This is a genomic window from Streptomyces sp. PU-14G, from assembly GCF_041028275.1.
GTDB lineage: Bacteria > Actinomycetota > Actinomycetes > Streptomycetales > Streptomycetaceae > Streptomyces.
This window is the reverse complement of sequence record NZ_JASKYT010000250.1, coordinates 1-11,865: the sequence shown is the minus strand read 5'-3', so window position 1 is coordinate 11,865 and position 11,865 is coordinate 1. Positions and strand designations below refer to the sequence as shown.

Annotated in this window: 12 protein-coding genes; 10 read left to right on the top strand and 2 right to left on the bottom strand. The window is 74.1% G+C overall.

Annotated features, from left to right (window positions below):
* Window positions 1-26 precede the first annotated feature (26 nt).
* From AB8Z75_RS24540 to AB8Z75_RS24510, 7 genes are all read left to right on the top strand, one after another.
* Window positions 27-1,400 carry an MFS transporter gene (locus tag AB8Z75_RS24540; RefSeq protein WP_369205517.1) on the top strand — a complete coding sequence of 458 codons (1,374 nt, stop codon included), beginning with the start codon at window positions 27-29 and terminating at the stop codon, window positions 1,398-1,400.
* Window positions 1,397-2,938 carry an FGGY family carbohydrate kinase gene (locus AB8Z75_RS24535; RefSeq protein ID WP_369205513.1) on the top strand — a complete coding sequence of 514 codons (1,542 nt, stop codon included), beginning with the start codon at window positions 1,397-1,399 and terminating at the stop codon, window positions 2,936-2,938. Before AB8Z75_RS24540 ends, AB8Z75_RS24535 begins: the two co-directional genes overlap by 4 nt.
* Before the next feature lie 189 nt (window positions 2,939-3,127).
* A complete protein-coding gene (locus AB8Z75_RS24530) occupies window positions 3,128-4,813 on the top strand; it encodes an FAD-dependent oxidoreductase (RefSeq protein ID WP_369205515.1) in 1,686 nt (561 codons plus the stop codon).
* A complete protein-coding gene (locus AB8Z75_RS24525) occupies window positions 4,810-6,363 on the top strand; it encodes an FAD-binding oxidoreductase (RefSeq protein WP_369205511.1) in 1,554 nt (517 codons plus the stop codon). Before AB8Z75_RS24530 ends, AB8Z75_RS24525 begins: the two co-directional genes overlap by 4 nt.
* A 16-nt stretch (window positions 6,364-6,379) precedes the next feature.
* Window positions 6,380-7,009 (top strand): glycerol-3-phosphate responsive antiterminator, encoded by a 630-nt coding sequence (locus AB8Z75_RS24520; protein WP_369205509.1) that lies wholly within the window; start codon window positions 6,380-6,382, stop codon window positions 7,007-7,009.
* A gap of 7 nt (window positions 7,010-7,016) precedes the next feature.
* A complete protein-coding gene (locus AB8Z75_RS24515; RefSeq protein ID WP_369205507.1) occupies window positions 7,017-7,319 on the top strand; it encodes a putative quinol monooxygenase in 303 nt (100 codons plus the stop codon).
* Window positions 7,316-8,464, top strand: coding sequence for a zinc-binding dehydrogenase (locus tag AB8Z75_RS24510; RefSeq protein WP_369205505.1), 1,149 nt, complete (start codon window positions 7,316-7,318; stop codon window positions 8,462-8,464). The genes AB8Z75_RS24515 and AB8Z75_RS24510 overlap by 4 nt, the downstream gene beginning before the upstream one ends.
* 123 nt (window positions 8,465-8,587) lie before the next feature.
* On the opposite strand, the gene AB8Z75_RS24505 is transcribed toward AB8Z75_RS24510, so the two are convergent.
* The gene (locus AB8Z75_RS24505; protein ID WP_369205503.1) at window positions 8,588-9,643 is read right to left on the bottom strand and encodes a helix-turn-helix domain-containing protein; all 1,056 of its coding nucleotides are present in this window, start codon (window positions 9,641-9,643) and stop codon (window positions 8,588-8,590) included.
* Between the two features lie 53 nt (window positions 9,644-9,696).
* Here AB8Z75_RS24505 and AB8Z75_RS24500 point away from each other — a divergent pair, with 53 nt between their 5' ends.
* Window positions 9,697-10,098, top strand: coding sequence for a cupin domain-containing protein (locus AB8Z75_RS24500; RefSeq protein ID WP_369205501.1), 402 nt, complete (start codon window positions 9,697-9,699; stop codon window positions 10,096-10,098).
* A gap of 109 nt (window positions 10,099-10,207) precedes the next feature.
* Here AB8Z75_RS24500 and AB8Z75_RS24495 read toward each other — a convergent pair whose 3' ends face one another.
* Window positions 10,208-10,408: a hypothetical protein gene (locus tag AB8Z75_RS24495; RefSeq protein ID WP_369205499.1), complete on the bottom strand. Its 201-nt coding sequence runs from the start codon at window positions 10,406-10,408 to the stop codon at window positions 10,208-10,210.
* Between the two features lie 263 nt (window positions 10,409-10,671).
* Here AB8Z75_RS24495 and AB8Z75_RS24490 point away from each other — a divergent pair, with 263 nt between their 5' ends.
* Both AB8Z75_RS24490 and AB8Z75_RS24485 read left to right on the top strand, forming a co-directional pair.
* Window positions 10,672-11,208 (top strand): DUF2243 domain-containing protein, encoded by a 537-nt coding sequence (locus AB8Z75_RS24490; protein ID WP_369205497.1) that lies wholly within the window; start codon window positions 10,672-10,674, stop codon window positions 11,206-11,208.
* The coding region (locus AB8Z75_RS24485) for a cytochrome c oxidase assembly protein (RefSeq protein WP_369205495.1) at window positions 11,205-11,865 on the top strand (661 nt) is incomplete at its 3' end. The genes AB8Z75_RS24490 and AB8Z75_RS24485, both read left to right, overlap by 4 nt.

Here is an 11,865-nt window from a genome sequence, read left to right as displayed (position 1 = left end):
GTTTTTGAGCCCGKSGRCGCGCGCGGCTGTCCTGGTATCTCGCCTTCGGCGGCCTGTTCCTCGACGCGTACGCCAACGCGGCGCTGAGCGCGGGCCTCGGTCCCATGACGGACCAGATGCACCTGTCCAGCACCCAGATCTCCGTGCTGACGGCGACGGCACCGTTCCTCGCGATCATCTTCAACCCCGTCGGCGGCTGGCTGGCCAGCCGCGTCGGCCGGGTACCACCGCTGCTGATCGCGAAGGTGTTCGCGGTGGCGGGCGCCCTGCTGGCGGCCTTCTCCGGCGACTTCTCGACGGTGTGGCTGGGCCGTGTCCTGGTCGGTGTCGCCTACGGCGTGGACTTCGCTGTCGCGATGGCGCTGCTCGCCGAGTACACCCCCAAGGCCAGCAGCGGGCGCCTCAACCTGTGGCAGGCCGTCTGGTACGTCGCCACGACGGGCAACCTCGCTCTCGCGCTCGGCTTCTACCACCTGGACGTCGGCCAGGACATCTGGCGCTGGTCGCTGGGTTCCGCCGGGGTCATCGCCGCCGTGCTCCTCGTCCTCCAGTGGCTGTTCCTGGTGGAGTCCCCGGCCTGGCTGGCCAGCAAGGGGCGGCTGGCGGAGGCGGTGCGCAATCTGCGCCGCATGTACGGCATCGAGGCGGTCGCCGCCGACGCGCCGCGCGCCACGGGCGGAGATCCGGCCTCCGGACCGCCCGCCGTGGGGTTCCGCGACGCCGGCGTGCTGTTCAAGGGCGCCTACCTGCCCCGCACGCTGCTGTCGTCGGTCATCTCGCTGGGCCAGGGACTCCAGTACTTCGCGGTGGGCTGGTACCTGCCCGTCATCAGCCTGACGATCTTCGGCGAGAGCTTCGAGAAGGCGACCATCGGCTCGATGGTCTTCAACGCCGTCGGCATCGCGGGCGGCCTGGCCTCCGCCTTCTTCGGCCGCAGGCTGGGGCTGCGGATGAGCTCGGCATGGGGGTTCGGCGGCGTCTTCGTGGCGCTGGTGGTGATGGGCCTGACCTTCGGCAAGGCGCCGCTGGCGGTGGCGTTCTGCCTGCCGGTCCTGTTCATCCTGTGCCACTCGGCCGGCCCTGGCGCCAACGGCAAGTCCATCGCCGCGCTGTCCTACACCAGCGACGTCCGCGCCCTGGGGACCGGGGTGACGGGCATGGTCGGCAGCTTCGGCTCGGTCATCGGGCTGTACGTCTTCCCGCAGATCAAGGAGAGCCTGGGCCTGGGCACCACCTTCCTGGTGCTGTCCGTCGTCCCGCTGCTGGGCATGCTCACGTGCCTGGCCGTCAAGTGGGACCCGATCCAGGCAGCGGCCTCCCCCGACGAGGTGGCCGCGACGGCCGCGGCGGCCCCGGGGCCCGCACCGCGGCCGGTCGGCGCCGGGGAGGGGCAGCCGTGACGCCGCACGCCCAGAGCGCCGGGCGCCCGCGCCGCGGGGTGCTCGCCATCGACGAGGGCACCACGGGAACCCGGGCCGGACTCGTCCTCGACGACGGCACCGTCGGACAGGTCTTCTACCGCCCCGTCCAGGTCAGCCACCCCGACCCGCTGAGCGTCGAGCAGGACCCCATGGAGATCTGGCGGGCGACGCTGGAGGTGTGCCGGCAGGCGCTGGCCGCCGCGGACGGCACCGAGGTGACGGCCGTCGCGCTGACCACCCAGCGGGCCACCGCGATCCTGTGGGACCGCGTGACGGGGCTGCCGCTGCTGCCCGCCGTGGTGTGGCAGGACCGCCGCTACGCGCACGACCTGCTGGCGTACGAGGCCGCGTGGGACCCGGTGCTGCTGGCCCGTACGGGCCGGCCCGTCGGCTCGCGGTCGCCCTTCCTGTGGGCGGCCCGGCAGATCGCCGAGCGGCCCGAGGTCGCGGCGGCCCACCGGGAGGGCCGGCTGCTCTTCGGCACCGTCGACAGCTGGCTGATCTGGCAGCTGACGCGGGGCGCCACCCACGCGACGACCGCCTCCAACGCGGGCTCGACCGGCGGCTACCTGCTGCGCGAGCACGCCTGGGACACCGAGTGGATCACCCACCTCGGCTTCCCCGCCGACCTGCTGCCCGACCTGTGCGCCGACGACGCGGAACTGGGGTGGACGGACGCCGACACGCTCGGCGTCAGCGTTCCGCTCGCCGCCTCCATGGGCGACCAGCACGCCGCGCTGCTGGCGCTGGGCGGCCTGGAGGCCGGTCTCGGCATGTGCGTCTACGGCACCGGCGCGTTCGTGGACGTGGCCACCGGCACCGACCCTGCCGCGCCCAGGCCCGACATCGCCGGGGTGCTCGCGCAGCCGGGCTGGCGGCAGGGCGAGCGGACCCTCTTCAGCCTGGAGGCCTACGCCTCCACCGTCGGCTCGGCGCTGCGCTGGCTCTGCGACGACCTGGGTCTGTTCGAGACGCCGCAGCAGATCGGGGAGTTGGCCGCGACCGCGGAACACCTCCCGGACGGGCCGCGGTTCTTCCCGGCGCTCGCGGGGGTGCGGGTGCCGGTGTGGCGGCCCGCGGCGACGGGTGCGCTGAGCGGGCTGAGCCTGGCCACGGGCAGGGCCGACATCGCCCGCGCGGTGCTGGAGGGGCTCGCGCACACGGTGTGCGACCTGGTCGACGGCGTGGCCGAGACCATGGGCGCCCCGTTCAAGCGGCTGCGGGTCGGCGGCGGGGTGGCGGGCAGCGATCCGCTGCTGCGCATCCAGGCCGATCTGCTCGGCATGCCGCTGGAGCGGGTCGCCGACTCGGCCACCGCGAGCCTGCGCGGCAGCGCGTACCTGGCCGGGCTGGGCGCCGGGCTGTGGTCCTCGCTGGAGGAGGTCGTCGAGGCGCAGCCCGCGGGGCGTCTCTTCGAGCCGGCGGCCGACGCGCGGGTGCGCGGGGAGCGGCGCGCCGAGTGGCGCGAGGTGGCGGCGGCGCACCTGGGCAACCGCCCCTCCGCTGCCGCGCACTGACTCTCGCCGCTGCGCACTGACTCTCGCCGCTGCGCGGAGTACCCGCTGATCCGTCCGGGCCGCTCCGGTCCGCCGCTCAGCCCGCTCCTCGCCGACCCTTCACCACTTCGCGCTGTGCGCACCCCTCGGTGCGCGGCGCACGACAGGCGGCGGCCGACCAGCCGCCGTACGCACTACCTGGAGTTGATTGTGATCACCATGCCTGCCCGCAGGCCGGGCCGCTCGGCACGGGCGACGCGCCACTCGGCGCTGCTGCTCGAGCGGGAGCCGGCCATCCGGCAGCTGGCGGACGAACAGTTCGACGTGCTCGTCGTCGGAGGCGGCATCACCGGCGCGTACGCCGCGCTGGACGCGGTCTCGCGCGGGCTGCGCACCGCGCTGGTGGAGCGGGACGACTTCGCCTCCGGCACCTCCTCGAAGTCCTCGAAGATGGTGCACGGCGGTCTGCGCTACATCGAACAGGGCAACGTCAACCTGGTCCGCCACTCGCTGCTGGAGCGGCACCGCTTCCGCCGCAACGCCCCGCACCTGGTGCACCGGCTGCCGTTCCTCTTCCCGATCCTGGAGAAGGAGGGCGTCTTCGACGCGCGGCTGGCCAAGGGGTTCGAGGGCCTGCTGTGGACGTACGACCTGGTGGGCGGCTGGCGCATCGGCAAGCTGCACCAGCGCCTGTCCGTCGACCAGGTGCTGGCGCACGCCCCGACGCTGCGCGCCGAGAGCCTCAAGGGCGGGCTGATGTACTTCGACGGCCGCGCCGACGACGCCCGCCTCACCCTCACCGTGGCCCGTACGGCCGCCGCGCTGGGCGCCACCGTGCTCAACGGCGCCCGCGTGGACGCCCTGCTGACCAGCGGCGGCCGTGCGTGCGGCGCGAGGGCGACCCTCGACGGGCAGGAGGTGGAGATCCGCTCCCGCGCGGTCGTCAACGCGACCGGCGTGTGGACCGACCGCCTCGACGCGATGGCCGACGCCCGCCACAGCGACCAGGTACGCCCCGCCAAGGGCGTGCACATCGTGGTGCCCTGGCACAAACTGCGGATCGACTGCACGGTCACCGTGCCGATCCCCGGCAGGGCCCGCCGCGCCACCTGCACCCGGTGGGGGGACACCGTCGTCCTGGGCACCACCGACAACGACTACCGGGGCTCTCCGGACGACGTGCACTGCACCCGCGAGGAGATGGAGTTCCTGCTCCAGGGCGCCCGCACGGCGTTCGACGCGAAGCTGACCCCCGACGACGTCATCGGCTCCATCGGCGGGCTGCGCCCGCTGGTCGGCGGCAAGGAGGGCGCGACCCTCGACATGTCCCGCGACCACCACATCACCGTGGGGCCGACGGGCATGGTGACCGTGACCGGCGGCAAGCTGACCACGAGCCGGCACATGGGCGAGCTGGTGATCGACAAGGTCGCCGCGGTACTCGGCCGCAAGCGGACCAGGTCCCGCACCGCGCAACTGCCGCTGCTGGGCGGTGCCGGGTACGACGCTGAGGCGGTGGCCGCCTCCGGCGGGCTGGCCGCGCACCTGGGCGAGCGGTACGGCACCGAGGCCCGGTTCGTGCACGACCTGATCGCCGAGGACGTGTCGCTGGCCGAGCCGGTCGTGGCCGGACTGCCCTACACCCGCGCCGAGGTCGTCTACGCGGCCCGCGCCGAGCTGGCCCGCTCGGTGGACGACGTGCTGACCCGGCGGCTGCGCGCCCGGCTGTTCGCGCGGGATGCCTCCGCCGAGGCGGCACCCGAGGTGGGTGCCCTGCTGGGCCGCGAACTGGGCCTGAGCCGAGAACAGGTCCAGCGCCAGGTCTCGGACTATCTGACTTCCATCCGCCACGAGAAGGCCGTCCTGTTCGGGGACGCCGAAGGAGCCGCAGCATGATCAGCCGTCAGACCGTCACCCACCCCTTCAACCGGGGCCGCTACACCGTCGGCGCCCCCAGCCCCTCCGCCTGGGCGCGGCGCACCCCGATCGGCGACGGCGAGGCCGCGCTGCAGAGCGACCCGGTCGAGGTGCCGGACGCCGTCGTGGAGCGGTTGCGCGGGGCGGCCAAGGCGGTGCACACCTCGCGCGAGGAGGTGGTGACCCGCACCCGGGACTGGTGGGCGGGCTCCATGATCGGCGAGACGGAGGGCCGTCCGGCCACCCCCGACGCGGTGGTCGTGGAGGCCGCCGACGCCGACGAGGTCGCGGCCGTGCTGCGGATCTGCGACGAGGCGGGCATCCCGGTGACCGCCTCGGCGGGCCGCAGCAACGTCACGGGGGCCGCGCTGCCGGTCTTCGGCGGCGTCGTGCTGGACCTGTGCGGGCTCGATGCGATCCTCTCCTTCGATGCCGAGTCGCACGTCGTCGACGTCGAGGCGGGCGTGTTCGGTGACCTGCTGGAGAAGGAGCTCCAGGAGACCTACGGGGTGACGACCGGTCACTGGCCGTCGGCCTTCGCCCTGTCGACCGTCGGCGGCTGGGTCGCCTGCCGGGGCGCGGGGCAGCTGTCCACCCGCTACGGCAAGATCGAGGACATGGTGGTGGGCGTGGACGTCGTCCACGCGGACGGCACCCGCGCCACCTACGGCGACTACGCGCGCGCCGCCACAGGACCCGACCTGCGCCAGCTGTTCGTCGGCTCCGAGGGCACGCTGGGCGTCATCGTCGCCGTCCGGCTGCGGGTCCACCCGCTGCCCGAGTACGCCAAGGCGCTGGCCTTCGGCTTCGAGACGTTCGCGCAGGGCCTGGAAGCCTGCCGCCGCATCCTCCAGCGCGGCGCGACCCCGGCCGTGCTGCGGCTCTACGACCGGCTGGAGAGCGGCGTCCACTTCGACCACCCCGACACCAACCTGCTGCTCGTCGCCGACGAGGGCGACCCGGCGCTGGTGGACGCGGCACTGGCGGTCAGCCGCGAGGTGTGCGCGGAGTACGGGCCCGAGCTGGACAGCGAGGCCGTGTTCGCGCGCTGGCTGGACGAGCGGATGCTGGTCGGCAAGTCCTCCGACGGCTTCAAGGCATCACCGGGATTCGTCGCCGACACCCTGGAGATGGCCGCCTCCTGGAAGGACCTGCCGGTCCTCTACGACGAGGTGGTGGCCGCCATCGAGTCGGTCCCCGGCACCCTGGCCGCCTCCGCGCACCAGTCGCACGCCTACACCGACGGCGCCTGCGTCTACTTCTCGCTGCGCGGTGACGTCGATCCCGCCGAGCGCCGCACCTGGTACAGGGCGGTGTGGGACGCGGCCAACGCGGTGCTGGTCCGGCACGGAGCCGCGCTCAGCCACCACCACGGCTGCGGGCTGCTGCGCGGCCCCTACCTGCCGCAGGCGCTGGGTGCCGGCTTCGCGACGTTCGCTGCCGTGAAGGAGGCGCTGGATCCGAACGGGATTCTCAACCCTGGCAAGCTGGGCCTTCCCAGCCGCTTCGGGACCTCCCCGCTGAGCTGACGAGACAAGGCAGGTCATGACCCCGCACCCCCGGCCCAGCGCCGCCAGGCTCGACCGCAGATTGTCCGCCGCGTTCGCACGCGTACCGCTCGTCGCGTCGGTCGTCGGCGCCCAGCATCTGAAGGACTTCCTGACCGCGCCCGCCTCCGTGTGCATCCTCGCCTCGGTCCCGGTGGGCAAGCTGCCGCAGGTGGTTCCGGCGCTGGGCCGTGCGGGCAAGACCGTCTTCGTCAACGTCGACTCCTCCCCCGGGCTCGCCCAGGACCGGGGGGCGCTGGAGTTCCTCACCCACATGGGCGCGGCGGGCGTGGTCAGCACCCGGCTCTCGCTGGTCGAGAAGGGCCGCCCGCTGGGGCTGCTGACCATGCAGAAGGTGTTCGTCACCGACCGCTCCAACCTCAACCGCAGCGTGGACGCCGTGGCCCGCGGCCTGCCGGACCTGGTGGAGGTCATGCCCGCGCCGATCGTCGCGCGCATGTCACCCGAGGCGCTGCGCGCCATGACACCGCACGTGGCGGCCGGGTTCGTGCAGTCCCCGCAGGACGTACGGGCCGCACTCGACCTGGGCGCGGTGGCCGCCGCCACCTCCGACCCGAGGCTGTGGCACCTGACCAGAGACGCCCTGCCGCCTTCCGAAGAGAGCTGATGCCCTGATGAGTTTCGTCGTCGTCGCCCGCTACCGCGTCTTGCCGGGACATGAACAGGAGGTTCTCGCCCTGCTGGACCGGATGGCCGCCGCCTCCCGCCAGGAGCCCGGCAACCGGCTCTACCGGGTGCACCAGGGCACCGAGGACCCGCGCACGGTGGTGCTGTACGAGGAGTACGGCACCGAGGCCGACTTCGCCGCGCACTGCGCGAGCGACCACTTCGCACGCCTGGTGCTGGAGTCCGTGGTGCCGCTGCTGGAGTCGCGCGACGTGGTGCGGCTCGCGCCCCGCGAGGAGGTGGCCGCGTGAGGACGGCGGCCGTCGTCCTGCGGGCGGTCTCGCAGGCGCGGCCGTACGCGCGGTCGCGCCCGGTCGAGGTGGAGGAGCTGGAGCTGGGGGCGCCGCGCGAGGGCGAGGCGTTGGTGCGGATCGCCGCCGCCAGCCTGTGCCACTCGGACCTGTCGGTGGTCAACGGCGACCGGGTGCGTCCGCTGCCGATGGCGCTGGGCCACGAGGCGGTGGGGATCGTCCAGGAGACGGGGCCGGGTGTGGCGCGGGTGGCCGCCGGCGACCACGTCGCGCTCGTGTTCGTGCCCAGCTGCGGTTTCTGTGAGCGCTGCGCCGAGGGCCGCCCGGCGCTGTGCCCGGCAGCCGCCGCCGCGAACGGCTCGGGCGGCCTGCTGCACGGGCCCTCGCTGCTGCGCGACGCGGCGGGGCGCGCGGTCAACCACCAGCTGGGGGTGTCCGCGTTCGCCGAGTACGCGGTGGTGGCGCAGGAGTCGCTGGTGCCGATCCCCGCGGACGTCCCCTTCTCCGTCGCCTCGCTGTTCGGCTGCGCGGTGCTCACCGGTGCCGGCGCCGTCCTCAACACCGCCGGGCTGCGCGCCGGACAGTCCGCCGTGGTGTACGGGCTCGGCGGGGTCGGCCTCTCCGCGGTGCTGGGGGCCCGGGCGGCGGGCGCGGGGCCGATCGTCGCCGTTGACCCGGTGGCGGCCAAACGCGAGCTGGCGCTGCGGCTCGGCGCCACCCACGCCTGCCCTCCCGAGGAGGCGGAGGAGAGCGTGCGGGAGCTGACCGGCGGCGGCGCCGCGTACGCCTTCGAGGCGGTCGGCTCGGCCGCGGTGACGGCGGCGTGCCTGCGGGCCGTGGGCCGGGGCGGAACCGTCGTCTGCGTCGGTCTGCCCGCCCCCGACCGCACTTTGGACACCGTGCCCGCGCTGGCCTTCGCGGGCGAGGGGAAGTCGCTGGTCGGCTCGTACATGGGCGACGCCGTGCCGCGCCGCGACATCCCGCGCTTCCTCGCCCTGTGGCGGGCCGGGCTCATGCCCGTCGAGGAGATGCACAGCGGCACCCTGCGGCTGACCACGCCCGAGGTCAACCAGGCGCTCGAATCCCTCGCAGACGGCACCGCCATCCGCCAGGTCATCGACACCTCGGGCCTGCTGACCGGCTGAGCGCCACCGCCCGGGCACCGGGCGCCCGCGCGTACTGCCGACACGGGCGCTGGCGCGTGCTGCCGGCGCGGACGTCCGTGGCCCTGCGGCCTTGGCGGGTCGTCCGCGGCGCTCGCGCCGCCGCTACGGGGCCGGGGCCGGGGCCGCCCCGGTCCGCGGACCTGCGGGCGCGGGGTCGGGGTCGGGGTCGGGCAGCTCGACGCGCCCGAAGCGCTGGCGGTACGCCGTCGGGCTCAGCCCCGTCTCGCGGCGCAGCCGGGCGCGGAGGTTGGCTGCCGTCCCCAGGCCGCTGTCGCGGGCGACGACGTCCAGCCGCTCCTCACCGCGCTCGATCAGCCGGCAGGCCAGCGTGACGCGTTCGCCGGTCAGCCAGGCCAGCGGCGTGGTGCCCAGCTGGGCCCGGAACCTGCGGTGGAGCGTGGCCTGACTCACCGCGGCACGGGAGGCGAGATCAGCGACCGTGAGCGGCTCGGCCAGCCGCTGAGTGGCCCAGGCCAGCAGCGGAGCCAGCGACTCCTGGGGGACGGGCGGCAGTGGCCGCTCCACGAACTGCCGCTGCCCGCCGTCCCGGTGCGCCGCGAAGACCAGGCGCCTGCTGACCGCGTTGGCCACCTCGGCGCCGTGGTCCCGGTGCACCACGTACAACCCCAGGTCGAGCGCGGCGGCGCTGCCCGCGGCGGTGAGGATGTCGCCGTCGTCGACGAACAGCACGTCGGGTTCGAGCCGTACATCGGGGAACCGGGCACGGAACCGGTCGGCCCACTGCCAGTGGGCCGTCGCCCGGCGCCCCGCCAGGACCCCCGCCTCGGCGAGGGTGAAGGCGCCGCTGCAGAATCCCAAGAGGCGGGCGCCGCGCGCGTGGGCGCGGCGGATGGCCTCCAGCACGGCGGGGCGGCGCGGGGTCTCGATGTCGGGCCGGTTGGGGACGATCAGCGTGTCCGCGCGCTCGGCCGCCGTCAGGTCCGCGACGCCGGTGAGCGTGAAGAACCCGTCCCGCAGCACCGTGCGCGGCTCGGGAGAACAGAGGGTGAACGCGTACAGGTCCCGGCCGATCTCGGGCCTGCGCAGCCCGAAGACCTCCGTCGCACAGCCGAGCTCGAACGGGTTGGAGTTCTCGTCGACGAGCACGACGACACGGTGGAGACCCGCCCCGGCAGCCTGCGAGGATTCTTGCGCCATATGCGTTTTCTAGCACTCGCGGGGCGCGTCCGTCACGGCCCAGGATGATCCCCATGAGCAACGAACCGATCACGCTGGCCCAGGCACTGTCCTCCTTCGACGCACTGTGGAGCCCCCGCATCGTCACCCGCGTCAACGACTACGACGCCCGCGTCGCCAAGGTGAAGGGCGACCACGTCTGGCACGTCCACGAGGACACGGACGAGTTCTTCCTCGTCCTGGACGGCGAACTGCGCATCGCGCTGCGCGAGGATGGCGGTGAGCGGACGGTCACCCTGCCCACCGGGGCCGTCTTCACCGTGCCCCGGGGCACCGAACACAAGCCCAGCGCGCCCGAGGGCGCCGCGATCCTGCTGTTCGAGCCGACGGGCACCTCGTCGGTCGGCGACCGGCACGACGAGGTGCCCGCCCACGTCGACGCCACCACGGGACACGCGCTGCCCGAGCCGGCATAGGGCCGGGGCGGGACGGACCACCTGCCGTCCCGCCGCACACGGCCCACTCGCAGGCGGCCTCTCCGCCAGCGGCGAGCGGCCTCGCGCCCGGCGACTCGTCGTGGTCGGTTCACTCGTTTCCGGGCCGCTCGCCCTTGGGCCCACGGCCGCGCTCCGTACGCGGGCCCGAGGGCCGCCAGTGCGGATCGCGTTCCATCTCCCGCTTGGCCTCCTCGTTCGCCTCCTGGGCGTCGGTGTGGCCGCTCCTCTCCATGTCCTTCCGGCGCCGCGCGCGGTGCTTGTCGTAGCTCTTGCTGCCGGGTTCCGGCACTGCGCTCACCTCGCTCGCATCGACAGCGGCCGACGGCGCTCGGCCATGCCGCTGACCGCTCGCGCTCCGCTGTTCCCACGCCGGACGCCAAAGAAACGCTGGGCCGGTCGGTGGAAACCGCCGGCGGAAGGGACTGGCCCCGCCGAGGGCGGGAACCCCGTGGCGACCGGCGCGCGGCGCCACGGCGCCGCGCGCCGTCGCCACGACGCCGCCGCGTGACGTGAGGCGCGACGTGCCACGGAAGGCTGAGGCGGAGGCGAACGATGGCCGTGACGGGCGGAATCCGGGACGGGAGGGAGCCGGGGAGCCTGCGGCTCCCGGGAATCGTGCTGGGGGTGGGGCTCGGCGGTTTCGTCGACGGCATCCTGCTGCACCAGCTCCTCCAGTGGCACCACATGCTGAGCAGCACCAACGACGACCGCATCGGGGTGAAGTACTACTCACCCCGCACGGTCTCAGGGCTGGAGATGAACACCGTGTGGGACGGCATCTTCCACACCGTGTGCTGGCTCGCGGTGCTGATCGGTCTCGCCCTCCTGTACGCGCGGGTCACCCATGGACGGCGCCGGGTGTGGACCTCGCGGGTGCTGTGGGGCTGGATCCTGGCGGGATGGGGCGTGTTCAACCTGGTGGAGGGCCTGCTGGACCACCAGATCCTGGGCATCCACCACGTTCACGGCGGCCCCTACCAGCTGTGGTGGGACGTCGGCTTCCTGGTGCTGGGCGCCGTGCTGCTGGTCGTCGGCCCTCTGGTCCAGCGCAGCGGGCGCTCCCTCGACACGGCCGGCAGGCTCGTATGACGGACGGTACGGCACCGCCGCCTTCGCATCCGGCGGGCACGGCGGCCTTCGCCCACGCGCACCAGCCCGGCACCGGACACGACCCCGGGCACGGACACGGGCCCGGTGACGGTGACGGTGCAATCGGCGGCGGAGACCTGTTCGGTGTGCTGCTGCCCGCCCTGGCGGCCCTCGTCCCCGCGCTCGGATACCTGCTGCTGGTGCGCCGCGCACGCCGCCGCGGCCCCCGGCGCGAGTGGAGCGCCTGGCGGTCCGCCGGCTTCCTGTCCGGGTGCGGACTGCTGGCCGTCGCCCTGCTGCCGCCACTGGCCGGCTGGGCCCACGGCGACTTCCGTGGCCACATGGCGCAACACCTGCTGGTCGGGATGTACGCGCCCCTGCTGCTGGTGCTCGGAGCGCCCGTCACCCTGCTGCTGCGCACCCTGCCGGGCAAACGCGCGCGGGCACTCACCTCGGTGCTGCGCAGCCGCCCGGCGCGCGTGCTCACGCACCCGGTGTCGGCCCTGCTGCTGAACACCGGGTCCCTCGCAGTCCTCTACTGCACACCGCTGTACGGGGCGGCCATGGCGCGGCCCTGGGGCCACTGGCTGCTGCACCTCCACTTCCTGGCGGCCGGCTGCCTGTTCGCCTGGGTGGTCGCGGGGCCCGATCCGGCGC

Excerpts from the sequence above, each read along its gene's own strand:
- AB8Z75_RS24525 (WP_369205511.1), top strand. The coding sequence starts at position 4,810 with ATGATCAGCCGTCAGACCGTCACCCACCCCTTCAACCGGGGCCGCTAC.
- AB8Z75_RS24520 (WP_369205509.1), top strand. The coding sequence starts at position 6,380 with ATGACCCCGCACCCCCGGCCCAGCGCCGCCAGGCTCGACCGCAGATTG.
- AB8Z75_RS24515 (WP_369205507.1), top strand. The coding sequence starts at position 7,017 with ATGAGTTTCGTCGTCGTCGCCCGCTACCGCGTCTTGCCGGGACATGAA.
- AB8Z75_RS24505 (WP_369205503.1), bottom strand. The coding sequence starts at position 9,643 with ATGGCGCAAGAATCCTCGCAGGCTGCCGGGGCGGGTCTCCACCGTGTC.
- AB8Z75_RS24500 (WP_369205501.1), top strand. The coding sequence starts at position 9,697 with ATGAGCAACGAACCGATCACGCTGGCCCAGGCACTGTCCTCCTTCGAC.
- AB8Z75_RS24490 (WP_369205497.1), top strand. The coding sequence starts at position 10,672 with ATGGCCGTGACGGGCGGAATCCGGGACGGGAGGGAGCCGGGGAGCCTG.